Below are 21,047 nucleotides of genomic sequence, written 5' to 3'. Positions count from 1 at the left end.
CCACGTGTCGGCAATAGGGCAGGTATTTCAGCGTAACGGCAATGAATGAGCCTGTGCCTTGACAGTCGTACTTCATGCGTTGTTAGCGTATGAATGAGCATATTCGGAGGTAGCATGTCTGTGCATCAGGATCAGCAATCAACATTGCATGTCGGCAATAAGGAGTTTGACTACTATGCAATCGCCAATCTGCCTGGCATAGATCATCTTCCATACTCGTTGAAGGTATTGGTCGAGAATCTGGTCCGTAACGTCGATGGTGCCAATATCACCGACAACCATGTCAAGGCTTTGCTTGACTGGGATCCACAGGCGGAACCAAGTCATGAAATCCAATTCACGCCAAGCCGCGTGGTCATGCAGGACTTCACCGGTGTGCCTTGCATCGTTGACTTGGCGACGATGCGCGATGCAGTCAACGATCTGGGCGGCGACCCTGAAGTCATCAATCCGCAGGTTCCTGCGCAGATGGTCATCGATCATTCAGTGCAGATCGATGTTGCCGGTGTCCCCAATGCCATCGAACGCAACATGGACATCGAATACAAGAGAAACCGCGAACGCTACCAGTTCCTCCGTTGGGGGCAGCAAGCCTTCGACAACTTCCGCGTCGTGCCTCCGGGGACCGGCATCATCCATCAGGTCAATATCGAATACTTGGCCAAAGTGGTCATGAGCAAGCAGTCTGACATTCATCCTGACCGTGAGCTGGCTTATCTGGATTCGTGTGTCGGCACCGATTCACATACCACGATGGTGAACGGTCTGGGCGTTCTCGGTTGGGGCGTTGGCGGCATCGAAGCGGAGGCTGCGATGCTGGGTCAGCCCATTTCCATGCTGGTGCCGCGTGTCGTCGGTTTCAAGCTCACAGGAAGCTTCCGCGAAGGTGTTACGGCGACCGATATGGTGCTGACCATCACCGACATGCTTCGTCAGCATGGCGTGGTCGGCAAGTTCGTCGAATTCTATGGCGACGGTGTTGCGAACGTGCCGCTTGCCAACCGCGCGACGCTGGGCAACATGAGTCCTGAATTCGGTTCCACATGCGGCATATTCCCCATTGACGAGGTGACACTCGACTACCTGCATCTGACTGGGCGCAGCGACGAGCAGATTGCACTGGTTGAAGCATATGCCAAGGCCAACAAGCTGTGGCACGACACCAAGGATCCCGAGTATGTGGAGCCTCAATACTCTGAATACATGGAACTTGATCTGAGCACAGTCGTGCCTTCGATTGCCGGTCCTAAGCGTCCGCAGGATCGCATCATGCTGACCGAGTCCAAGTCGACCTTTGAGAAGACCGTGCCTGCATACATCACGGAGTCCACCAATACGGAACCAGTTGCTGTTGCGACTGAAACCCACGGAGATTTTGAGCTGCGCAATGGTGACGTTGCCATCGCCTCGATCACCAGTTGCACCAACACGTCGAATCCATCGGTGATGATTGCGGCAGGTTTGCTTGCCCGCAATGCCCATCATCGTGGACTCAAGCCGAAACCTTGGGTGAAGACCTCTCTGGCACCTGGTTCACAGGTCGTCACGGACTATCTTGACAAGGCCGGACTCACCACGGATCTGAACGATTTAGGCTATCAGCTCGTCGGATACGGGTGCGCAACCTGCATCGGTAATTCAGGACCCCTTGACCCTGCAATCTCCCAAGCCATCAACGACAATGATCTTTCGGTAACCGCAGTGCTTTCCGGCAATCGAAACTTTGAAGGCAGAATCAGCCCCGACGTCAAGATGAACTATCTTGCCTCTCCGCCACTGGTCATTGCCTATGCGCTTGCCGGCACGATGGACTTCGATTTCGACAGGCAGTCACTGGGGGAGGATTCGCAAGGCAACGAGGTGTATCTGCGCGATCTATGGCCATCGAACGAAGCCATCAAGGAAGTAGTCGACGAAACGGTAAGTCGCGACATGTTCGTCAAGGACTATGCTTCAGTGTTCGAGGGCGATGACCGTTGGAAGAGCTTGGACGTTCCGGCAGGTGAATCCTTTGCATGGGATAACGCCTCAACCTATGTTCGCAAGCAGACCTTCTTCGATGGCATGAGTGGTGACCCTGCTCCGGTAGCGGACGTTCACCATGCCCGAGTGCTTGCCCTGCTCGGTGACTCAGTCACGACCGATCACATCTCTCCCGCAGGCGCAATCAAGGCCAGCAGCCCAGCAGGTGTCTATCTGCAGCAGCATGGCATCGAACCGAAGAACTTCAACTCCTATGGTTCACGGCGCGGCAATCACGAGATCATGGTGCGAGGAACCTTTGGCAACATTCGTCTGCGCAATCAGCTGCTCGCCTCTGTCGGCGAGGAAGTCACACCGGGTGGATTCACGTATGACTTCATCGACCATGCGCCGACGACGATCTTCGAAGCCTCAGAGCATTATCGTGCTGAGTCCGTTCCGTTGGTAGTGCTTGCCGGCAAGGAATACGGTACCGGTTCTTCGCGTGACTGGGCTGCCAAGGGTACGAGCATGCTGGGAGTGAAGGCAGTCATTGCGCAAAGCTTCGAACGCATTCACCGCAGCAATCTCATTGGCATGGGTGTGCTGCCCCTGCAATTCCCAGAAGGCGAAAGCGCCGAAAGTCTAGGCCTTGACGGTACCGAGCATTACGACATTGCAGGCATCACCGCTCTCAACGATGGCATCACTCCACAGACCGTCACGGTCACGGCAACGCCAGACGATGGAGCGGCCATCACTTTCGCTGCTATCGTTCGAATCGATACCCCCGGTGAAGCCGACTACTTCCGCAACGGTGGCATTCTGCAATATGTGCTACGAAACCTGATGAAAAGCGCCAAATAAGGGCATAAAACAACGAGATGCCGAGTTTTGTTGCCTTTTCAAAGTAGAAGTTCTTATAACCGCTGATTTGGCTCTGCGATTGAACCCAAAACAGCGTTTGATACTTTGAAAAGGCAACAAAACTCGGCATCTCGTTTCATATCACGCTTGCAGGGGATGTGTCGGTGTTAATTGTTGTTCAAGCCCACCAGTTGCAACAGGTAGAGGAACATATTCACAAAATCAAGGTAGAGGTTGAGGGCGCACAGAATGGATGCCTTCTTGACCATCTCAGGACCTTGCGTGGAAACCTGTTGGAAGATCAGACGGGTGCGCTGGGCATCATACATGGTCATGCCTGCAAACAGAAGCAGCCCAATGGCGGCGACGATTCTCAAGGTGGAGGCGCTTGGCGCGACGAACATCAGCACGACCTGAGAGACGATGAGCACCAGCAGACCAACCATCAGAATTGGGCCAGCCTTGAGCATGTTGAGCTTGGTGGTCATGCCAATCATTGTCAGTGTGAAGAAGAATGCCGCGCACAGACCCAGCGTGATCACGATCGTACCGACACTGAATGCCCAGAAAATGGAGCTGAGGGTGAAGCCCATCAGTGCCGCATAGACATAGAACATCAATCGAGCTGTTCCTGAACTCATCTTCATGATTCGTGCGCCCAGCGTGATGGCGAGACCAACCTGAATGACTGCCAAGGCAATCCATCCGATGATGCCCGTGGCACTCATGTAGGCTTCAAGCGCGCCAGTGGACTGAGCGATCACGGCAACGACCGCCGTCAGCACCAGTCCCAGGGTCATTTCTCCATAGGCTCGAGTGACTGAAGCGTGGGTTGCTTTCTCCATGCTTTCATACGAATACGCGGTTTGGCCATTCATCGTCATCTGCGGTTGCGAACCATAGGCAGATGTGGCGTATTGAGCTCCATATTGAGCTTGGCGATTGTCTGTCGCATTGCTGTACTGCCCAAACATTGGCTGGTTCATTGGCATCTGATTGCCTTGAGACTGCTGGTTTTGTGACTGCTGTCCACTGTGTGGTTGCCTTCCAAATGTCATGACTGTTCTCCTTTTGCTCTGTACACTTGATAGTAGGGGAGAGACCTTACGAATTCCTTAAGAACCGAATTTCAGCTGGAGGCGACACTGCGATGCAGATGGTCGCACAATATCCCCCGATCAGAGCGTTCTTGGCGGCAGGCGTAACCGGTAATCCTTGTCATCAGCGCATAGGAGGATACTTCTAGGAGGAGGAAGCATATGAATAATATTGATGTCAACAATACGATAGTGCTGAACAATGGTGTTTCAATTCCCCAATTGGGACTGGGAGTGTTCCAGACCCCTGCAGGCGATGAAACAGTCAATGCGGTGAAATGGGCGCTTGCATCCGGCTACCGCCATATTGATACCGCACGCGCCTACAATAACGAAGAATCAGTCGGTCAGGGCATCCGCGAATCAGGGGTGAACCGTAGGGATATCTTCCTCACGACGAAGCTCTGGAACGCTGACATTCGGGCTGGCAGAACCCGCGAAGCATATGAGGAGAGCCTGGATCGTCTCGGAACCGACTATGTCGATCTGTATCTGATCCACTGGCCTGCAGACGGATGGCAGCAAGCTTGGAAAGACATGCAGGAGCTCTACCTCGAGCGTCGAGTACGTGCCATCGGCGTGTGCAACTTCGAGCAGCACCATCTCGAGGAATTGCATGCGCTCAGTTCGGTAAAACCCGCCGTCAACCAGATTGAATCCTCTCCGCAGTTCACTAACCAGACCCTGATCGACTGGACGAATTCCCAGATGCGCGTTGACGTCGAGGCGTGGAGCCCACTGGGTGGCACTGGCGGCAGTCTGTTGAAGCAGCCAGAATTGCAAGCGATTGCCGATCGCTATGGAAAGTCTCCTGCACAGGTCATCATTCGCTGGCACCTGCAGCGAGGCGTCATCGTCATCCCGAAGTCAACGCATAAGGAACGCATCGAGCAGAACTTCGACGTCTTCGATTTCAGCCTGAGCGATCATGACATGCACGCCATATCCGCCTTAGACACCGGCAAGAGAAACGGTGCTGACCCGGACAACTTCAACTTCTGACCCACGGTCAAGCCATGTCTCTGGTCGTGACCATTGCACTGCTTGTTGCCCTGGTCGCGGCCAGCAGCAACAAGCAGGAGTGGCGTTCAGTCCTGAGTGGTGGCTTCCTGCGGACTTTCGGTTTCCTGGGGAGATCCGCTGATGTCGCGGTGAATCGACTGCATCTGAACCTCAACGTTCTGCAATGATTTCGCGCAATCAAGCAGGGTTTGGGAATGCTCGGAAAGTCTCTGGTCAGGCAGATTCGACTTGTAACGCAGTTGATGCTCAAGACTGGCCCAATAATCCATCGCAATCGTTCTGAACTGCACCTCGACCGGCGTGAAATGCTGGCCGCTCGTCAGAAAGACCGGAACGGCATAGATGACATGTAGACTGCGATATCCGTTTTGCTTCGGATTGCGGATGTAATCCTTGACCCTCAAGACCTGAATGTCCGATTGGTCAGACAGATAGCGCGACACGGAATAGACATCATCGCGGTAATTGCACACGACGCGGATACCGGCAACGTCAAAGAGATTGTCTTTCACGGCATCCACCGTGACTGGAAGCCCTTTGCGCTCAAGCTTGCCGAAGATGGATGTCATACTCTTCAACCGGCGTTCCATGTGATGAATCGGATTATGCCTGAACCTGACCTGGAACTCGTCATCGAGTATTTCCAGTTTCGTGCTGATCTCGTGCATGGCTCCCTCATATACCTGCATAAGATCAACGAATTCGGCGATGTCGCCCTTGGACAGTGAGCTTCCTGGCCTTGATGTAAAGGATTGCAGACTTTGCTCCAATTCAGCCGAGTTCATCACATTTTTGCGATCTAATATCACTGTTTGCCTTCCATAGCAGACCGGTTCGTCATCTCCGGGTTCATCATTCTACCCTCAGCGTTTTGCACTCAAGGGGATGAAGTCATGAGCTGCCCACTATATTCACTCGTAACCATGAGAAGAATCTTAGAGCAGGGCGACACCAGCGCATACGTCGCTCCCTTGTCAGTCATATGCTGGCCCGCACGTTCGACTACTATAACAAGCAGTCATGCCCTTGAACAGCATCGTGATGCGTGCAGCAGTGCGGCTATGTTCCGGGCAGCGCCATGATGATATGCGAGTGGAAAGAATGCGGCAATGCCAACCTTGTTAAATCAACGAGTAATCTCGATTGTTGGTCCAACAGCAACGGGCAAAACCGATCTGGCGATCAATATCGTACGTGTGTTCCGCCATCATGACATGGAAGCGGAAATCATCAATGCCGACGCGTACCAGATGTATAAAGGCATGGATATCGGCACGGCCAAGCCGTCGCCAGCCCAGCTCTACGAGGTTCGCCACCATCTCATGGGTATCTCCGATCCGCATGTGCCGATGACCGTGGCCAGATTCCAGAAGCTATCCCGAGCGTGCATCGAGCAATTGCAGCAGAGGAACATTCGTCCCATTCTCGTAGGTGGCTCAGGCTTGTATTCGCGCGCCGCCGTAGATGAAATGAGCTTTCCCGGCACTGACCCCAAGATTCGCGAACGTTTGGAACGACGCGCAGCAGTCGAAGGGTCAACGGTTCTGTTCTCGCAGCTACAAGACCGAGATCCGATAGCGGCATCGCGGATGGACCCTCACAATGTGCGCCGCACCATTCGCGCCCTGGAAGTCATCGAGATCACCGGCAAGGCCTATTCGGCAAACCTGCCGCATTACTGCTATCGAATTCCCACGGTTCAAATCGGTCTCGACATTGACAGAGATGAACTTGACAGACGCATCGACATCAGAACGGCAGCGATGATACGGCATGGATTGCTTGACGAGGCGCGCGACATGCGTCCCAAGCTTGGAGTCACTGCTGCAAAAGCCCTTGGATACCAGGAGATGTTCGAAGTCCTCGATGGCACCATGACGCTTGAAGAAGCCCAGGAAGCCATAGCCCAGAAGACGAAGCGGCTGGCCCGAAAACAGATGGGATGGTTCGGCAGAGACCCGAGGATTCATTGGATTCAGGCGCTTGACCCACAATTGGTCGACAAGGCCATGCAGGTGATCATTCGTGCCGACCAAGGCGAGTTCGATGGGTTCGATGCCGAGGCAGACACCTATGCCTCGCACCATCTCGGCGATACGGGACGACGCTGGCGCACCTGAGACAGCACAGCGCCTACCTGACCAGCATCTCCTCAGTGAGCGGGACCCTGTTCCCAACCGGCGATCAGGAAGGTACGTGAAGGATTTGCCGGACGGATCATCTGGTGAAACATGCGTTCCAGATCCGAGGTATTGCCTTCGTAAGCACTACGCTTGGCAGTCTTGTAAGTGGATGCATCCACCTTGCCCCAATCCAAGTCCCATCCTGCGTCATGGGCCAGTCGTGACGCGAATATGCGCAGCGTGACGGCATTGCCACCGATGAATGGGTGCAGATAGCCGAGTTCATCATAGACGTGCGCGAGTTCCTTCACGAACACGTCGCGGTCCAGGCTATGAAGATTACGTTTATCGCTCAGCTCCGTCGAAATGTTTGCGGCACCGGTTTCGATCAGATTCGCAGGGAAGAAAGCTTCTGGATCCGCAGCTCTTCCCACCTTGCCTCTGGTGTTGCTCGTGCGGATGATACCGGCATCGTCGAAAACGCCATCGAAGATGCGCCTATGAATTGCCTTCAGCTCATCCAAATCTCCCGAAGCCTTCCAGCCGAGCTCGCCAAGCGCAATCGTATTGAAGAAGATTGAATCGGCAACGCTGGGATGCTCGATTGAACTTGCCATGTCACCGACTGAAATCGCATGATCCATATGATGGCGAGCTGCATTGAGCGCCTCGTCGCTTGGAGTGATGTGTTCCAGTGCGCAGTTCTGTCTAGCAAATGCGACTGCGCTCGCACGTTCTGCATCGGTCGTCATAGACACGATGGTAGCCGCTCTTGGAACGTTCTGCCGATATTGAAGCATTTTGGCAGTGTCCTGTATGGTGTTTGTGCGAAATTCTTCGAAATCCGCCACTCATTCGGTGCACTGGCTATTCTGGATTCGGTATCGTCACTATGCCGCGTTGTGTGAGCAGATGGATTCGTTGCTGCTTGCTGTGCGGCCATATGACATAGGTCAGCGAAATCACGCCGGGAAGCCTCAATGCATGAACATGATATTGAGACATGATATATGAGAGGTCAATGTGAGGTCACAGCAGCATCAATCATCTACACCTTCGCGTGGAAGGAATGCCGCAACACACTCTCAATCCGAGTCGGACCAGCAGGAGTCGATGTGGAAGAAGGTCTCTCTGGCAATTCCTCGTGGCTTCGCATCCATCGTCCGCTCGCTGACCGGTGTCGGTGACTTCGATCCGGCAGCTCGTCGGGATGGCACTTGCTTCTTCCTGCTGATCTGCGCCGTGCTGTTCTGCGCCAGTGAATGGTTTCGCGTCAGGGGCGCATTGGGACGTGTCCTTCACGCTGCTGCATCAGGAATGCTGGGAGTCATGAGCCTGATTCTGCCCGTGCTGCTGACCTATATCGCTTTCAGACTCATACGGCACGTTGGCGATGACCAGAACAACCCACGAATACTCAGCGGTTGGGTTCTGATGCTGTGGTCGATCTGCTCGATTCTCGACATTGCGAAAACGGCTAGTTCCCGAAGCTTCGATCTTGAGGCGATACAGAACGCTGGGGGACTTTTCGGTTTCTTCCTCGGCTCTCCCTTGGCATGGGGACTGTCGAATGTCTTCGCCATCATCGTGTTCGTCGTGGTTGCGCTCTTTTCGATACTGATGATTGCAGGGTTGCATGTTACTGACGTGCCGGATATCGGCAGGGCAGGGTTCAGCAGGCTTCGCGGCCGCAGCGCCGACGCTGGCGACACGGCGGGCGACGATGGCTCTCACGTGTCGACATTCGCGGCGGGTATGCCTGATGCCGATGAAACGATGGTGCTGGCTCCGGGAGTCCCCGCCCATGACGGCACCGACGAGGCGGATGGCAGCAAGACACGGGGTTCCTGGTTCACGCGTCTGTTCCACCTGAACCGGCATAAGGATGACGATGCCAAGCTCGACAGATACGAGGGTGATGATCCCTTCGTCCGGGCGGCAAGCCAGCATGGGGACATTGACGAAACCTCGGTTATAGCAGGCTCTTCGCCAGATGACCAAGCTTCCTCGCAGATGCTCGGTATGCCTCAGCACCGTAACGAAGGCGATGGCATGACACCCGGTGAATCAACGGTTGCCATGCCGGGAGCCTATGGAGCAGGAGCAGCGAACACTGGTGCCTCAGCAATTGCCGATGGTGCTGCTGCAGCGGCGCATCATGCTGGTGGCGACGCTGAATCTGCAGGCAATGCCGTTGCAGGAGCGTATCAGTCAGAGGCGAATGGCACTGCTGGACACGGCACCGATCAAGCTTCACGGCGTGCCGATGGTTCCGTGCAGCGTGCCGATGATGCTGAAACCAGCGATGCAGACGACCAGGAGTCCATGGCACAATATCAGCTGCCGACCATGGATCTTCTTGTGAAAGGTAAGCCTCACGCTGCGAGAACTCCTGCGAATGACAATGTCATCAGGGCGTTGCAGTCAACCTTCCAACAGTTCGACATCGACGCGAAGGTGGTCGGTTTCCTGCGAGGGCCTTCGGTCACCCAGTACGAAGTTGAGCTGGGTCCGGGTGTCAAGGTGGAGAAGGTCACCAATCTGCAGCGCAACATTGCGTATGCGGTTGCCAGTTCTGATGTTCGCATTCTCTCTCCGATTCCCGGCAAGTCCGCAATCGGCATCGAGATTCCCAATGTGGATCGTGAAATCGTCCATCTTGGTGATGTGCTTCGTTCTGACAAAGCCCAGTCCGATCCCAATCCGATGCTTGCGGGTGTCGGCAAGGATGTCGAAGGGCATTTCATCACGGCCGATCTGACGAAGATGCCACATCTGCTGGTCGCCGGTGCAACCGGTTCAGGAAAATCCAGCTTCATCAATTCCATGCTGACTTCGGTGATCATGCGCTCAACGCCCGAACAGGTCAGACTCATCATGGTTGACCCCAAGCGTGTTGAATTAAGCGCCTATGCCGGCATTCCGCATCTTCTGACACCCATCATCACCGATCCCAAGAAGGCAGCGCAGGCCTTGGAATGGGTGGTGAAGGAGATGGATGCTCGCTATGACGACTTGCAATACTTCGGCTTTAGACATGTCAAGGATTTCAACGAGGCTGTTCGCGCCGGCAAGGTGCATGTTCCAGAAGGTTCACAGCGCAAGGTCGCTCCCTATCCCTATCTGCTCGTAGTCGTGGACGAAATGGCGGATTTGATGATGGTCGCGAAGAATGATGTGGAGAGCTCCATTCAGCGAATAACCCAGCTTGCACGAGCTGCGGGCGTGCATCTCGTGCTGGCAACGCAGAGACCTTCGGTTGATGTGGTCACCGGTCTGATCAAGGCCAACATTCCGTCACGTCTGGCCTTTGCAACATCGTCTGCAACGGATTCCCGCGTCATTCTCGATACCACAGGGGCTGAGACACTTATCGGCCAGGGTGATGCACTCTTCCTGCCCATGGGTTCAGCGAAGCCTTTGCGTGTTCAGGGCTCATGGGTTGGGGAATCGGAAATTCGCCGTGCCGTCGAATATGTGAGAACGCAGAGAAAGCCTCATTATCGCGAGGACATCGAACAGATGGCTCAGCAGGCAGAGAATCGACCAGAAATCGATGAGGAGATCGGAGACGATCTCGATGTGCTGCTGCAGGCAGCAGAACTGGTGGTAACGACGCAATTCGGTTCGACTTCAATGCTGCAGCGAAAGCTGCGCGTCGGTTTCGCCAAGGCTGGACGTTTGATGGATCTCCTCGAATCACATGGCGTTGTCGGCCCTTCCGAAGGATCAAAGGCCCGCGAAGTACTCGTGCAGCCACAGGATTTGCAGGCGGTGCTTTCATTCCTGAAGGGTGAGACATCCTCTCTGCAACAGTCTCAGCCAACATTGAGTCAGTCGCAGCAAGACGTCGAAGCACATAATTAAGAGATAGGAACGATAGGAAGCGCGAAGCGCCAATGCTATGACGCTCATCGCCATGCAGATAGCCCTTTCGGGGTAGCATGGTGTGGGTGTCATACATACAGAGCTGCAATGCAAAGGTTTTTTCTTCACCGGCAGTGGCGCAGGGCGGCGATCGAGGAGAGGTCATGCAGGAACACCTTGAAGGCAAGTCAGAGTCAGATTCAACTGGAGACAAAGTCATGCGGGCCGATGCCCATGTTCGTGGCAGCCTGTTTGACGGGTGGAACAGCCCTCCCAACCTCGTGACCTATGTCAGGATCGTTCTTGTCGTCGTTTTTTTGGCACTGTATATTGCTTCCGGCCGCTTCGGCTCTGAAAGTCTGCCACTGCGCTGGTCAGCGACAGTGCTGTTCATCATTGCGGCTTCAACCGATAAGCTCGATGGATGGATGGCTCGTAAGTACAATCAGGTAACCGAGCTTGGCAAGCTGCTCGATCCGATTGCCGACAAGTTGCTTATCCTTGCCGCGTTGGTGGTCGCTTCATGTTTCGGCGAGATTGCATGGTGGGTTACCGCGCTGTTTGTGATACGAGAACTGGGCATCACCGTCATGCGTTTCATGGTCATCGATTCAGGCGGAAGCGTTATCGCGGCATCCAAGGCTGGAAAATACAAGACCCTGTTCGAATGCTGTGCGATCGCTCTGCTGCTGGCCCCTATACCAGCGGCGGTAGGCATGGAAACAGCTTCGGCTCATGTCTACACCATTGTTACAGCGGCTGTCGTCTACATCGCATTGATCCTGTGCCTGTATTCAGGCGCTGAATATCTGTATCACACGCTGCGCAGAAGCAAGCAATAAGATCATGTCGTTGCACGAGAACAATGCCGTTGCACGGTCGCAGCGGCAGCGAGACGAACTTGCAGCGCATATCATCACCACATGCCGTATGCATGGACTGTATCTGGCGGCTGCCGAATCCCTCACGGGCGGACTGCTTGCCGATGCCTTCGTCAGAATTCCAGGCGCGTCCGAGGTCTTTCTTGGATCGGCGGTCACCTACGACATCGCTGCCAAGGCTTCGATCCTGCACGTTGACGAATACATACTCGATACTGCCGGGGCGGTGGACCCTCGTGTTGCGGCTCAGATGGCTGAATCGACGGCTCGTCTCTATGAGCGAGATGACATTCGAGGCAGGGTATTCGGGCTTTCGACCACAGGAGTGGCAGGTCCAGGTCCTGACGGAGACAAGCCTGCGGGGATGGTCTATGTGGGCATCTATTCACCGCTCGAAGGCGCTGAATCAGGTGTCGCTTCAGCGCACACGGTCAGCTATCGACTGCAGCTAGAAGGTTCGCGTGAGCAGGTGCGTCTGGAGACCGTGCACCATGTGCTCACCTATCTTGAGCACGCTTTGGAGCTGACAGCAGCTCGCTTGCAGTAACCGATGGATCAATGTGATTCCCGAATGTGAGGTCGCTCACATTGAGTCCGAAATGCCTTCGCTGATGGAATATTCAGCCCTGAGCCTTGTTGAACGAGTTGTAGTTGAAAACGATGGTGGCGAAAGGGGATATGCAATGGTTACTGAAAATTCAGTATTGAATCGCACCGAACTGGCTCACAGTGGTGAGTCATATGAACTCAAGCCGGTATCACTTCCTCAACGTGGCAACGCGCGTGTGCGCGATTTAACTCCTGCACAGAAACGGGCAGTAATGTTTGCCCAGCAGCAGGTGCTGAGAGCCAAGGCAGCGAAAAAGGCCAAGGATGACCGGCAGGCAGCTCTCAGCCGTATGTGGATGCAAGATGAAGATGCTCCTGAAGCAAAGCGCGCAGCGAAGATTTCTGTAGAGGATTCTTCAGACAGCACTCAGCATGTATCCCTGCGCGAGGCTATCGGCCATGTGCTGCGCGACCTGAGAACGAAGGATCACAAGACGCTGCGTGAAGTGAGCGAGAACGCAGGCGTTTCCTTGGGCTATCTTTCTGAAGTCGAAAGAGGACAGAAAGAGGCAAGTTCTGAGTTGTTGAGTTCGATAGCTGAAGCACTCGGTGTCAGTGTTCCGCAGATGCTTCGCATGGTTGCAGATTATTTGGAATCGCTTGAACGATAGCCGGTACTGGTGTGGCTATCCTAGTGTCGAGGAGGATGCGGGTTGATAGGTAGCCCGCATTGTCGCATTTCATTGCAGAGTTGTTCACAGCATAGATAAGGTCATGGGTGCGAGAAAGAGAATTCTGGCAGTTACTCGAAGAAGTGTTTGGACGGGTCTATGGTCGCAGTCTTTCGCATGATCAAAGGCTTGCAGCCTTGGACTCGATGACGGTCGTGGAAGCGCTGAACCAAGGTGTTGAGCCGAGAGTCGTATGGAATGTTCTGTGCGACCAGATGGACATTCCTGATTCAAGGCGTTGGGGAAAAGATCATAATGCGCCGCCATTGCCGGCGGTGTAGACGTATGGAGCGGGTGTGGAGGATCACTGGATGATCAGACACGCCCGTTGTTTATTATTGCTTGAAACTGGAATTCGAACAAATGTTCGACTATACTTGGCATGAGTGTTCAGCACATGCCGTCGGATACGTGCCACATTCGACCACATTGGTTGTAAAGCTTTATGGTATGCGTCGCAATGTCATACGGTTGCGCTGTTGTTTGTATAGAGATTGTACTAAGGAGAGCCAATGGCCCAGCACACAAGCGCCCGCGGATCGCGCAAAAGCCCGGAAGACAACGCGAAGCGCAAGGATCAAGCGCTGAAGACGGCTCTTGATCAAGTAGAAAAGAACTTTGGCAAGGGATCGGCCATGCGCCTTGGTGACCGACCAGTGCAGAATGTAGAAGTCATTCCTACCGGATCCTTGGCTTTGGACATGGCTTTGGGTATCGGGGGATTGCCCCGTGGAAGAATCGTAGAGGTGTATGGCCCTGAATCTTCCGGCAAGACGACACTCACTTTGCATGCAGTTGCCAATGCTCAGAAGAAGGGCGGAGTGGCTGCATTCATCGATGCGGAACATGCGTTGGATCCTGAATATGCTCGTAAGCTCGGCGTCGATACCGATTCCCTTATCGTTTCTCAGCCAGACAACGGAGAACAGGCTCTGGAAATTGCGGATATGCTCATTCGTTCCGGTGCGCTGGACATCATCGTCATCGATTCGGTGGCGGCGCTGGTACCGAAAGCAGAGATTGAAGGCGAGATGGGCGACAGTCATGTGGGTCTCCAGGCTCGACTGATGAGTCAGGCTCTCAGAAAAATGACAGGTGCACTTGCACAGGCCAACACTACCGCAATCTTCATCAACCAGCTTCGTGAAAAGATTGGTGTCTTCTTCGGCAGCCCTGAAACGACAACAGGCGGCAAGGCCCTGAAGTTCTACTCCTCAGTGCGTCTCGATATTCGTAGAATACAGACATTGAAGAATGGCGAGGATGCCGTAGGAAACAGGACTCGAGTCAAGGTTGTGAAGAACAAAATGGCTCCGCCCTTCAAATCAGCGGAATTCGACATACTCTACGGAGAAGGCATCTCTAAGGAAGGTTCGATTCTCGATATGGCATTGCAGACCAATATCGTGAAGAAGTCGGGTTCATGGTTTACCTATGGAGACGATCAGCTTGGTCAGGGACGTGAGAACGTGCGGCAATATCTGAAAGACAACACCGAACTCACGCAGGAAATCGAGCACAAGGTCAAGATTGCCTTTGGACTTGAAGCTCCTGACGAAGTTCCTGAAGATGCAGACCAGGCAGCGGGGCAGGCAGCAGGACAGACTGGCACTGACAGCGGATCGGAAAACAAGGGTTCCTCGAATTCCGAGGATCCAGCCCACGCTGAGTCTTCTGCAGACGTCGAATCGCAGGCAAAGGTTCCCGCTCACGCATGAGCAGCGCGCGTCGTATGAATTTTCAAAGCCTGTGAGTTTTTCACATCGAACGGGTATTTCCTGTACGAGCACTGCCACATGGGTATCGCTATAGGGTATGGCCGTGTGGACGGTCCCATCAGTGGCGTGCTATCAGTGGAGTGTCATCAGTGGCGTGCTATGAAGTTGGAATCCTATGAATGGAGTGGTGCTGTGTGATAACTGCCGATACGTTCCTCGCATCGCATAAGATCGTCATTCCCGAATCTCACTCGCAATCTCACTCTGACGAGCGCCAATCGGCTGATTGTTCACCTACTCAGCGCACGGCCGTTGACCAGGGTGAGAATCCGCTCAGTGAAAAGCTTGACGGCACTGTTGATGAAGCTGTTATTGATGATGCCGCTGTTGATGATGCCGCTGTGAGCACACTCAGAGGCAGAGTTGATGACAGGGTCGATGACACCGAACACGTCTGCAACGCGTTGAACGATGACGACATCGATGCCTGTCGAGAAGCTGCGCTCAGACTTCTGGATGCGGCTCCGAGGTCTTCGGGCGGTTTGAAACAGCGTCTGATGGACAAGGAATTCGCTGAGCCAGTCATTGACGAGGTCATTGCTCGTTTGCAGCGGGTGCTATTGATCAATGACGAGGAATATGCGCAGTCCGCGGTGAGATACTGTCTTTCCCGAAATTTGGGCGCACGATTTACCGAGCGTGAATTGTTGCGTAAAGGTGTAGATCGTGCCTTGGCTCAGCGTCTTGTCACTGAGGCTGCTGACGCGGGTGATTTTGTCGATGCTGCATATGAGCTTGGCAGAACCGTGTTGCGAAAGACTCGCGGCATGGATCCCGTCAAGCGCAAGCGCAGATTCTGGAGCGCAGGAGGGCGAAAGGGTCACTCGCCTGACATCATTCGTCAGGTTGCCAACGAACTCTTCGACAATCGCTAGGAAATCATCATGTATTGGAGCCTTTCCCGGTAGTATCGAACCATGTCGAATTTCTTCACCATGTTCACCGCATGTCTGCTGGCGTTATTCCCGATAGTCAATCCGGCTGGGGCCGTTGCCGCATATGCTGGATTGACTGATGGCTTTGCGCCTCGAGAGGTACGCAGACAAGGTGCACGCACGGGTATCAATGTCGGCATCATCCTTGTTGCCTTTGCCGTGCTCGGCTCTCTGATTCTCAATGTCTTCGGATTGAGCCTTCCGGCAATGCAGATAGCAGGCGGCTTTGTAGTGGCCAACTCGGGTCTCGGCATGCTCAGTCCGAAGCAGCAGCTCTCCCAGGAAGAAAATGATCATGCCAAGATCAAGAAGGACATATCGTTCACGCCTATGGCTTTGCCTCTGGTCGCTGGGCCAGGTGCCATCGGTGAGGTCATCGGTCTGTCGGCAAGGTATCCCAGCCTTGAGGGACACGTCGCGCTTATCCTTGCGATTGTGTTCCTTGCTGTCATAATCGGCGCATTGCTGATGTGGGGAACTCCGATTGTCGATAGACTCGGTCCGACTGGCATCGGAGCGCTGGTGCGCGTGATTGGTTTCCTGATTCTGTGCATAGGCGTGGAACTGATGATTCACGGCATCACAACACTGAGATTGTGACGCACCGATGGCTGTCCCTGCCGATCCCTCTTCCATGTTGAGGAGAACGGTATTGCAAAAGTATGTGAGACCTCTCGTACCCCGGGTTCTGTCGTCTTTGCAGACGTATGGCCATCCATCTCGACCTGATGTTGCCATCAGGCTCTAGCGGCCTACCCGAAGATGTGAGCGAGCAGCTCTTGATATCTTCTGCTTGGCTTTGCTCCCAATGAGGCTTGCCTTGCAATCACTGTCACCAGCGATTCGGTGGTCTCTTGCACCGCCGTTTCACCCTTACCTGCGCATGTTTCCAAACGCAGGCGGTCTATTCTCTGTTGCGCTATCTCTCAGGTCACCCTGGGCGGACGTTATCCGCCATTGTGCTCTATGGAGCCCGGAAGTTCCTCAGTGCCGCTCAACGCAGCACCGCGGCCATAAAGAGGTCTCAGAGGTTAAGGATACAGCATCGAGGGATGTGGCGAGCCTCGTCGCTCACTTCTTGCTCCATGGCACGGAACATCATGATGTCTGCACAATCCATATTGACCACCACTGTACAGGGGTTGCAAACGCCCGAAGTTACGACATGCACATGTTTCAAAGACCGCGAAATTCTATGCTGATTGAGTGCCGGAAGACCAAGAAACCTCAATAATGCGAAGCTTTCGGCTACAATGTTGATTACCGGAACGGTGATGAAGCCGTTCAACGCACACGGCGGGTCATACCGCCCGATTAAGGAGGCTCACATGGAAATCGTCGTAACGGGACGCCACACGCAAATCAAGCAAAGGTTCCGTGATGTAGCTGATACCAAGATGAATCGTGTGACCGCCATAGCGCCAGATGCGCAACGCGTCCAGATTGTGCTGTCTCATGAGGGCAATCCAAGGCAGGCGGATACAGCAAAACGAGTTGAGATCACGGTTATCGCAGGAAGAACCGTTGTCCGAGCAGAGGCTTCCAGCGCCGACGAATTCAGCGCTCTCGACCTGGCTCTTGACAAGCTGACTCTTCGTCTGCGTCGTGCTCGTGACCGTCGCAAGGATCACCGTCGCGGATATACCAATCCCGTTCCCGTCGACATGGGCGTTGTGGTGCCACAAACCGCTCCAGAACCCGAGTCAGTCGAAGAAGCCGAGCCGACAGACAGCCCTGCAGCCGCCCTTGCCAGCGAATTGGGTCCAGGGGAGTCCGTAGAGGTTCAGGTTGGCGATACGCCGATAGTCATCAGGCGCAAGCTGCACCTTGCAGAGCCAATGAGCATTGACGAGGCTCTCTACGAAATGGAACTGATCGGGCACGACTTCTTCCTCTTCGTCAACAAGGAGACCGGCAGACCGTCCGTGGTCTATCACCGTCATGGTTGGAGCTATGGTGTCTTTGAGATTGACACGCCTGAGAACGTAGCCAAGTAGTCGTTACAGGCTGTGCATGCATCTGGAATGTGGGTCTGCCGTGATCAACGTCATGGCAGACCCACATTCATGTATGGAATTCAACCCATCTCATAGCGCAAAGCGTGAAACTCCTGTTAGGCAAAATCCTCGCTTTCAAGTACTATGGACTGAGTTTGTGCCTTGTATTCGTATTAGGTATTTCACCTTGTTGTTTAGTTGTTGCAGATGCAACACATTAGGGAGCTCAACGTGGTAGCAGTCCTGGACAAAGTCCTTCGCATGGGCGAAGGTCACCAGCTTCGTAAACTTCAGAACGTGGCGAAGGCCGTCAACGCATTGGAAGACGACATCAAAGCCATGAGTGATGAGGATCTGAAGGCTCAGACCGGAAAATTCAGGCAACGCATCGATAATGGTGAGTCTCTCGACTCCTTGATGCCAGAAGCTTTCGCCACTGTGCGTGAGGTGTCACGCCGTACTCTCGGCCAACGTCATTTCGATGTGCAGCTCATGGGCGGTGCGGCCTTGCATTGGGGCAACATAGCCGAAATGAAAACCGGTGAAGGCAAAACGCTTGTCGCAACCCTGCCAAGCTATCTGAATGCTCTTTCAGGCAAGGGCGTGCACGTCGTGACGGTGAACGATTACCTCGCGAGCTATCAGTCCGAACTCATGGGTCGTATCTTCCGCTTCCTCGGCATGACTGTCGGCTGCATCGTCACGGATCAGAAGCCAGCTGAGCGACGCAAGCAGTATGAAGCCGACATCACCTACGGCACCAACAACGAATTTGGTTTTGACTATCTTCGAGACAACATGGCTTGGGAGAAGTCGGATCTCGTTCAGCGTGGACATAACTTTGCCATCGTTGATGAGGTTGACTCGATTCTTATCGACGAGGCTCGTACCCCTCTGATCATTTCTGGACCTGCCGAAGGCGATGTCACCCGCTGGTATCGTCAATTCGCTCGGCTCGTGCCCCGTCTCAGCCGCGATGAAGACTATGAGGTCGATGAAAAGAAGAAGGTCGTTGGCATACTCGATCCCGGCATCACCAAGGTCGAGGACTACCTAGGCATTGAAAACCTCTATGAGCCAAGCAACACGCCGCTTATCGGATATTTGAACAATGCCATCAAGGCTAAGGAACTCTTCATCAGAGACCGTGACTATGTCGTGCAGAACGGCGAAGTGCTTATCGTCGATGAACACACCGGCCGCATTCTTTCTGGACGTCGCTACAACGAAGGTCTGCATCAGGCCATCGAAGCCAAGGAAAACGTTGAGGTCAAGGCAGAGAATCAGACCTTTGCGACGATCACGCTGCAGAACTACTTCCGCATGTATGACAAGCTGGCAGGCATGACTGGTACCGCCGAAACAGAGGCTGCCGAGTTCATGGGAACCTACAAGCTCGGCGTGATTCCAATCCCCACGAATCGTCCTATGGTTCGTCAGGATAAGGACGATCTGATTTTCCGCACCAAGAAAGAGAAGCTCACCGCCATCGTCAAGGATGTGGCAAAGCGCCATGCGTCGGGGCAGCCGGTGTTGCTGGGTACCGCTTCCGTTGAGTCCTCCGAAGTCGTGTCATCTCTGCTCGATGTTGCAGAGATTCCGCATCAGGTGTTGAATGCCAAGCAGCATGCCAAGGAAGCTGCGGTCGTAGCCGTCGCAGGTCGCAAGGATGCCGTGACCGTGGCAACCAACATGGCTGGTCGTGGAACCGATATCATGCTCGGTGGCAACGTTGAATTCCTCGCCGATCAGCAGCTTCGTGCCCAGGGATATTCCGCCGAAGACACTCCTCAGGACTATGAGAAGCTGTGGCCTGAAACCTTGCAGCAGGTGAAGGAACAGGCCAAGGACGAGCATGAGGAAGTAGTCAAGCTTGGTGGTCTGTATGTGCTCGGAACCGAACGTCACGAATCACGTCGAATCGACAATCAGCTGCGTGGTCGTTCCGGTCGTCAGGGAGACCCCGGCGAATCCCGCTTCTATCTGAGCCTTGAAGACGATCTGATGCGCCTGTTCAACACCCAGCTCGTGGCAAGAGTCATGTCCAAGGGCATGCCTGAGGGCGAGCCAATCGAAGCGAAAAGCGTGTCGAAGGGTGTCCGTAACGCTCAGAAGGCAGTTGAATCTAGAAACTTCGAAATTCGTAAGAACGTCTTGAAATATGACGACGTCATGAACAAGCAGCGTCAGGTCATCTATGCGGAACGTCAGGCCGTGCTGAAGGGCGAGGATATCCACGATGACATCGAACGATTCATCGGCGACACCGTAGCCTCATACATACGAGGAGCCAACAAGGGTTCCGACAAGCCTGAGAATTGGGATATCGATGGACTTTGGGAAGCATTGTCCAGCGTCTATCCCGTAAGCATCGACAAAGACGAGGCTCAGGAGTCCATCGCCAAGCTCAAGGCTGACAAGGCGGCCGAAACCTTGCAGAAGATGATTGTCGAGGATGCCGAGGAACAGTACAAGACTCGCGAAGACACGATAGGCGAAGTCGGCATGCGTCAACTCGAACGACGTGTCGTTCTCGCGGTTCTTGACCGCAAGTGGCGTGAGCATCTGTATGAGATGGACTATCTGAAAGATGGCATTGGCCTTCGTGGCATGGGTCAGCGTGATCCTCTGGTTGAATACCAGCGTGAAGGCTATCAGATGTACAACTCGATGATCGAAGCCATCAAGGAAGAGTCTGTGCAATTGCTCTTCAACGTGGACATTCAGCAGGTTGCTGCAACCGAGGATCCAGATTCAGAACGCGATGAAGATGCCGCTGTGGATTCCGCACAGGCACAGCTCAACATCGGTTCCACGAAGGATCAGCCCGGTGAGACGTTACCGAACGATGCAGACAGCGATGCCCATGAAGCAGTAGAGGATCAGAGCGAATCCCTTGATGAACAGACGGACATTGCCGACACGACAGCTGATCACGATGCTATGCAAGATGAAAGCAACCCGCAGTCTGTCGGCATCACCGGTCCAGAACCAATGAGCCATGCGGATTCTCACGTCAAGGTCAAGCGTCCCAAGGACGAGGAACTTCGTTCCCCTTGGGCGGATGGCAAGACATATCCAGGAACATCCAAGAACGCTCCCTGCCCATGCGGTTCAGGAAGAAAATACAAGATGTGCCATGGTCACAATGAGAAGCACTAGACTTCTTACGCTGATATGAAATAACCCGCTGCTTTATTGTGCGCTACTATCGTGCAGTAAGGGAAGCGGGTTTTC

At 54.0% G+C, this 21,047-nt stretch carries 17 protein-coding genes and 1 other RNA gene; 13 read left to right on the top strand and 5 right to left on the bottom strand.

Annotated features, from left to right (window positions below; genetic code table 11):
* The first annotated feature begins 114 nt into the window (after positions 1 to 114).
* On the top strand, positions 115 to 2,829 hold the full coding sequence (gene acnA, locus QN215_RS05870) for an aconitate hydratase AcnA (RefSeq protein WP_369343413.1): 2,715 nt from the start codon (positions 115 to 117) through the stop codon (positions 2,827 to 2,829).
* A gap of 167 nt (positions 2,830 to 2,996) precedes the next feature.
* On the opposite strand, the gene QN215_RS05865 is transcribed toward acnA, so the two are convergent.
* Complete coding sequence (locus QN215_RS05865; RefSeq protein ID WP_404978486.1) at positions 2,997 to 3,887, bottom strand: Bax inhibitor-1/YccA family protein; 891 nt, start codon at positions 3,885 to 3,887, stop codon at positions 2,997 to 2,999.
* A gap of 210 nt (positions 3,888 to 4,097) precedes the next feature.
* Here QN215_RS05865 and QN215_RS05860 point away from each other — a divergent pair, with 210 nt between their 5' ends.
* Positions 4,098 to 4,928, top strand: a complete 831-nt coding sequence (locus QN215_RS05860) for an aldo/keto reductase (protein WP_369345088.1) — start codon at positions 4,098 to 4,100, stop codon at positions 4,926 to 4,928.
* Positions 4,929 to 5,014: 86 nt separating this feature from the next.
* Here the strand turns inward: QN215_RS05860 and QN215_RS05855 are convergent, their stop codons facing one another.
* Complete coding sequence (locus tag QN215_RS05855; RefSeq protein ID WP_369343412.1) at positions 5,015 to 5,734, bottom strand: GTP pyrophosphokinase family protein; 720 nt, start codon at positions 5,732 to 5,734, stop codon at positions 5,015 to 5,017.
* 324 nt (positions 5,735 to 6,058) lie between these two features.
* Between QN215_RS05855 and miaA the strand changes: the two genes are divergently transcribed.
* Positions 6,059 to 7,069 carry a tRNA (adenosine(37)-N6)-dimethylallyltransferase MiaA gene (gene miaA, locus QN215_RS05850; protein ID WP_369343411.1) on the top strand — a complete coding sequence of 337 codons (1,011 nt, stop codon included), beginning with the start codon at positions 6,059 to 6,061 and terminating at the stop codon, positions 7,067 to 7,069.
* Positions 7,070 to 7,101: 32 nt separating this feature from the next.
* Here the strand turns inward: miaA and QN215_RS05845 are convergent, their stop codons facing one another.
* Together QN215_RS05845 and QN215_RS05840 are read right to left on the bottom strand one after the other, a co-directional pair.
* On the bottom strand, positions 7,102 to 7,824 hold the full coding sequence (locus QN215_RS05845) for a Fic/DOC family protein (RefSeq protein ID WP_369343410.1): 723 nt from the start codon (positions 7,822 to 7,824) through the stop codon (positions 7,102 to 7,104).
* 115 nt (positions 7,825 to 7,939) lie between these two features.
* Complete coding sequence (locus QN215_RS05840) at positions 7,940 to 8,077, bottom strand: hypothetical protein (protein ID WP_369343409.1); 138 nt, start codon at positions 8,075 to 8,077, stop codon at positions 7,940 to 7,942.
* 108 nt (positions 8,078 to 8,185) lie between these two features.
* On the opposite strand from QN215_RS05840, the gene QN215_RS05835 reads away from it, so the two are divergent.
* The 8 genes from QN215_RS05835 to QN215_RS05800 all read left to right on the top strand — a co-directional run bounded on the left by QN215_RS05835 (position 8,186) and on the right by QN215_RS05800 (position 16,413).
* Complete coding sequence (locus QN215_RS05835; RefSeq protein ID WP_369345087.1) at positions 8,186 to 10,939, top strand: DNA translocase FtsK; 2,754 nt, start codon at positions 8,186 to 8,188, stop codon at positions 10,937 to 10,939.
* A gap of 218 nt (positions 10,940 to 11,157) precedes the next feature.
* Positions 11,158 to 11,781, top strand: coding sequence for a CDP-diacylglycerol--glycerol-3-phosphate 3-phosphatidyltransferase (gene pgsA, locus QN215_RS05830; RefSeq protein ID WP_369345086.1), 624 nt, complete (start codon positions 11,158 to 11,160; stop codon positions 11,779 to 11,781).
* Positions 11,782 to 11,785: 4 nt separating this feature from the next.
* Positions 11,786 to 12,367, top strand: coding sequence for a CinA family protein (locus QN215_RS05825; protein ID WP_369343408.1), 582 nt, complete (start codon positions 11,786 to 11,788; stop codon positions 12,365 to 12,367).
* 136 nt (positions 12,368 to 12,503) lie between these two features.
* Entirely contained in the window at positions 12,504 to 13,040 is a 537-nt protein-coding gene (locus QN215_RS05820) for a helix-turn-helix domain-containing protein (protein ID WP_369343407.1), read from the top strand.
* A 107-nt stretch (positions 13,041 to 13,147) separates the two neighbouring features.
* Entirely contained in the window at positions 13,148 to 13,381 is a 234-nt protein-coding gene (locus tag QN215_RS05815; RefSeq protein WP_369343406.1) for a DUF3046 domain-containing protein, read from the top strand.
* A 231-nt stretch (positions 13,382 to 13,612) separates the two neighbouring features.
* A complete protein-coding gene (gene recA / locus QN215_RS05810; protein ID WP_369343405.1) occupies positions 13,613 to 14,818 on the top strand; it encodes a recombinase RecA in 1,206 nt (401 codons plus the stop codon).
* A gap of 194 nt (positions 14,819 to 15,012) precedes the next feature.
* A complete protein-coding gene (locus tag QN215_RS05805) occupies positions 15,013 to 15,753 on the top strand; it encodes a regulatory protein RecX (protein ID WP_369343404.1) in 741 nt (246 codons plus the stop codon).
* Positions 15,754 to 15,795: 42 nt separating this feature from the next.
* On the top strand, positions 15,796 to 16,413 hold the full coding sequence (locus QN215_RS05800; RefSeq protein WP_369343403.1) for a MarC family protein: 618 nt from the start codon (positions 15,796 to 15,798) through the stop codon (positions 16,411 to 16,413).
* Positions 16,414 to 16,474: 61 nt separating this feature from the next.
* Here QN215_RS05800 and rnpB read toward each other — a convergent pair.
* Positions 16,475 to 16,840: RNase P RNA component class A (rnpB, locus tag QN215_RS05795), an RNA gene on the bottom strand.
* A gap of 301 nt (positions 16,841 to 17,141) precedes the next feature.
* On the opposite strand from rnpB, the gene hpf reads away from it, so the two are divergent.
* Positions 17,142 to 17,810, top strand: coding sequence for a ribosome hibernation-promoting factor, HPF/YfiA family (hpf, locus tag QN215_RS05790; RefSeq protein ID WP_369343402.1), 669 nt, complete (start codon positions 17,142 to 17,144; stop codon positions 17,808 to 17,810).
* Between the two features lie 231 nt (positions 17,811 to 18,041).
* The gene (gene secA, locus QN215_RS05785; RefSeq protein ID WP_369343401.1) at positions 18,042 to 20,972 is read left to right on the top strand and encodes a preprotein translocase subunit SecA; all 2,931 of its coding nucleotides are present in this window, start codon (positions 18,042 to 18,044) and stop codon (positions 20,970 to 20,972) included.
* The last annotated feature ends 75 nt before the right edge of the window (positions 20,973 to 21,047 follow it).

Source organism: Bifidobacterium sp. WK041_4_12, from assembly GCF_041080795.1.
GTDB classification, from domain to species: Bacteria; Actinomycetota; Actinomycetes; order Actinomycetales; family Bifidobacteriaceae; genus Bombiscardovia; species Bombiscardovia aquikefiricola.
This window is presented reverse-complemented; position numbering and strand designations above follow the sequence as displayed.

Coding starts and splice junctions, on each gene's coding strand:
- acnA (WP_369343413.1), top strand. CDS start 115: ATGTCTGTGCATCAGGATCAGCAATCAACATTGCATGTCGGCAATAAG.
- QN215_RS05865 (WP_404978486.1), bottom strand. CDS start 3,887: ATGACATTTGGAAGGCAACCACACAGTGGACAGCAGTCACAAAACCAG.
- QN215_RS05855 (WP_369343412.1), bottom strand. CDS start 5,734: ATGAACTCGGCTGAATTGGAGCAAAGTCTGCAATCCTTTACATCAAGG.
- miaA (WP_369343411.1), top strand. CDS start 6,059: ATGCCAACCTTGTTAAATCAACGAGTAATCTCGATTGTTGGTCCAACA.
- QN215_RS05845 (WP_369343410.1), bottom strand. CDS start 7,824: ATGACGACCGATGCAGAACGTGCGAGCGCAGTCGCATTTGCTAGACAG.
- QN215_RS05840 (WP_369343409.1), bottom strand. CDS start 8,077: ATGTCTCAATATCATGTTCATGCATTGAGGCTTCCCGGCGTGATTTCG.
- QN215_RS05835 (WP_369345087.1), top strand. CDS start 8,186: ATGTGGAAGAAGGTCTCTCTGGCAATTCCTCGTGGCTTCGCATCCATC.
- pgsA (WP_369345086.1), top strand. CDS start 11,158: ATGCGGGCCGATGCCCATGTTCGTGGCAGCCTGTTTGACGGGTGGAAC.
- QN215_RS05825 (WP_369343408.1), top strand. CDS start 11,786: ATGTCGTTGCACGAGAACAATGCCGTTGCACGGTCGCAGCGGCAGCGA.
- QN215_RS05820 (WP_369343407.1), top strand. CDS start 12,504: ATGGTTACTGAAAATTCAGTATTGAATCGCACCGAACTGGCTCACAGT.
- recA (WP_369343405.1), top strand. CDS start 13,613: ATGGCCCAGCACACAAGCGCCCGCGGATCGCGCAAAAGCCCGGAAGAC.
- QN215_RS05800 (WP_369343403.1), top strand. CDS start 15,796: ATGTCGAATTTCTTCACCATGTTCACCGCATGTCTGCTGGCGTTATTC.
- hpf (WP_369343402.1), top strand. CDS start 17,142: ATGGAAATCGTCGTAACGGGACGCCACACGCAAATCAAGCAAAGGTTC.